3 protein-coding genes are annotated in these 2,834 nt (G+C 51.9%); 2 read left to right on the top strand and 1 reads right to left on the bottom strand.

Annotation, left to right across the window (positions count from 1 at the left end):
- Both AC1DUA_RS32380 and AC1DUA_RS32375 read left to right on the top strand, forming a co-directional pair.
- Positions 1-825: 4Fe-4S dicluster domain-containing protein (locus AC1DUA_RS32380; RefSeq protein ID WP_477503646.1), on the top strand; the 825-nt coding region annotated here is incomplete at its 5' end.
- Positions 818-1,564 carry a LutC/YkgG family protein gene (locus AC1DUA_RS32375; RefSeq protein ID WP_477503645.1) on the top strand — a complete coding sequence of 249 codons (747 nt, stop codon included), beginning with the start codon at positions 818-820 and terminating at the stop codon, positions 1,562-1,564. The genes AC1DUA_RS32380 and AC1DUA_RS32375, both read left to right, overlap by 8 nt.
- Before the next feature lie 349 nt (positions 1,565-1,913).
- Here the strand turns inward: AC1DUA_RS32375 and AC1DUA_RS32370 are convergent, their stop codons facing one another.
- Entirely contained in the window at positions 1,914-2,777 is an 864-nt protein-coding gene (locus AC1DUA_RS32370) for an aldo/keto reductase (protein WP_477503644.1), read from the bottom strand.
- Between the last annotated feature and the right edge of the window lie 57 nt (positions 2,778-2,834).

The raw sequence follows: 2,834 nt of genomic DNA, 5'->3' as shown, positions 1-2,834 counted from the left end.
CCTAAGACGCAGATCACATACATGGGAATGGAGCGCATCATTCCTACGCTGGACGATCTCGAAGTCATGGCGACACTGCTGCCTCGCTCAGCTACTGGACAGAAACTAACGGTCTATATGTCCGTAATATCTGGTCCGCAGCGTCAGCAGGATGGCGATGGCCCTGAGGAGATGCATATCATCATCCTCGATAATGGACGCTCCCTGCAGCTTGGAGATCCAGAGTTCCAGGAATTGCTGAACTGTATTCGCTGCGGTGCTTGCTTGAACGCCTGCCCGGTGTACCGCCATATCGGCGGTCATGCTTATGGCGGCGTATACAGCGGCCCGATCGGCGCCGTGCTGACGCCAGCTTTGAACAAAGATGTCGACCAGTGGGACGACATCGCCAACGCCTCCAGCCTCTGCGGAGCTTGTTATGAGGCTTGTCCGGTCAAAATTCCGCTGCACGATATGCTCGTATATCTTCGCCAGCGTAAAGTTGAGCGAGGCTCCACGGATTTTGTTGAGAAAATCGGGATGAAAGGCTTTAACTTCCTCATGTCCGATGCCAAGCGTGTGAAGGCACTCATTAAGCTTGGTCGCATCGGGCAAAAGCTGCTTGTCCGCGATGGCCATATTAAGGCACGGATTGGCCCCCTTAAGGGCTGGAACTCGTATCGTTATACGCCAAGTATGGCCAAGAAGACATTCCGTGAATCGTGGAAGGACATTGAGCAAGAGCTGGAAGGCACGTTCCCTGAGCTGGATGCTGTCATGAAAGCGCGCATGGAGAAGCTAGTGGCTGATCGCACAAACGGCGGAGGAGGGCATCATCATGGCTAAATCAGATCCGGCATTCCTGCAGCAATTGCACGAAGAAGCTCTCAAGAAGCAGGAATCATTCTTTGCTAATATTTCGACGCGTCTGGGTCGAGCGAAGCCGCTACAGAGCGCTCCAGCACATCCGATGAAGGGGGCTCCCGCTTTTTGGGAGGACGTCAACCTTCCGCAGGAGGAGCGTATTCAGCTCTTCATGTCGAATTGGCAAAAAGCAGGCGGACATACCTATCGCCTGTCAGGTATGACAGAAGCGCAAGCCTTCATTATTGATTTTATCGCTAAAACGCAAGCGAAAAATCTGATCATACAAGATCAGCCGGAGCTGGAAATGCTGCGCGCTAGTCTCTCAGCTGACACGGAAACGAACATCACCGTGTGGAACGCGCAAGGCGCTACCRCTGAGGCCAAAGATGAGCTGGTCGCTAAGGCGGCTGGCGCAGATATCGGCATCGTGGCTGTCGAGCATGCGGTAGCTTACACCGGCTCGTTAGTCGTCACGTCTGACGCTACGCGTGGCCGAAGCGTTAGTCTGCTCCCGACGACGTTCATCGCGATCATCCCCGTGGAGAAGCTTCGGACGAAGCTTGGCGAGGTGCTGCGGCCTTTTGACGAGCTTGCCTTAGGCGAGCGGCCTGCAGGCATTCATTTTATATCAGGCCCGAGTCGGTCAGCCGATATCGAGAACGATTTGACCATTGGGGTGCATGGCCCTGGTATTGTTTATGCGTTAATTATTGAATAACGAGACGAGGCTATCGCCATTGCTGCATTATGTTCCGATATAATGGATACATTCGTCCGTGAAAGGGAACTACGATCCTCTATTTTACTGGGAATCGGCACTTTGCCAACGAGCGGGAACTACAGTCCTCTAATTAAACAATAATGGACTCCGTGTAGGCTTTTGATGGCAAATAAGACCCCACAGTTCCCTCCCGATCTTGAAATCAGCCAACTTGGCATAAATAGCGGCCTGTAGTTCCCATCGCACCCAAATAAGTCTGTAAGTCGGGGACACTCTCAGCAATTGACGCCAAAAGCCAAGGAGCTAAGCGYATTCAAGMCGCTTAGCTCCTTTTTCATGCGCCTATTTAACGAACATACCATTCCCCCGACACCCAGTCGGTTGATTTCCAGCGCAGTACATCCGGATTAGCCAGATGCATAATCTCCTTCAGGAAGGAGAGCTGTTCGAGTTCCGTCATTGGTTTAAAGCTTTTGGCGATGGCTAGATTTTGTTCTAGCTGCTCCATCGATTCCATGCCGACGATTGCTGTGGATATCGGCAAAGAGAACGTATATTGCAGCGCCTTCTCGTACCACGGAGCAAGCTTGCCAAGTGCCATAACTTTCATGCCGATCACGGCAATGCCTTTCTCATTCGCTTTCGGCAGAAACTCATGAGCGAAGCTGTACACAAGGTGGTCAGCTGCCGAGAGTGCCACAAGTGCACTATCGAACGGGTATCGATCTATGGCTTCGAGCTGAACGCGAGGGTTCGTGTGTCCGCTGATTGAGATATGTTTGATCAAGCCTTGGTCTTTTGCTTCAAGCAGCGCTTCCATAGCACCGCCTTTGGCAAAACAGTTGTCCAGCTCTTCCATCGTCATAATATTGTGCAAGCGCCACTCTTCGACATGGTCCGTTTGCAGCCTTTTCAGGCTCGCTTCAAGCAGCTTCATAGAACCGTCTCTCGTGCGGTCGTTCGTTTTGGTCGCAATCCAGACATCGTTTCTGCGGCCATGCAGTGCTAACGCTTTGCCAAGTCTCTCTTCCGATTGACCTTTGGAATAACTCGGTGCCGTATCGAAATAAGTGATGCCTTCGTCAATCGCGCGATTCACGATCGCAATAGCCTCATCTTCCGTACAGTTGTGCTCGTCTACGATGCGTTGTGCGCCAAAGCTAAGCAGCGGAAATTGCTGCCCCGTGCGGCCGAACATTCGTTTCTCCACGTTCATCTCTCCTTATGTATGAAGATTGCTTGCTTCTTTTCTAGCGTTTCCTAAAAG

This window comes from Paenibacillus sp. 01T422 (genome assembly GCF_056398785.1).
This window is presented reverse-complemented; position numbering and strand designations above follow the sequence as displayed.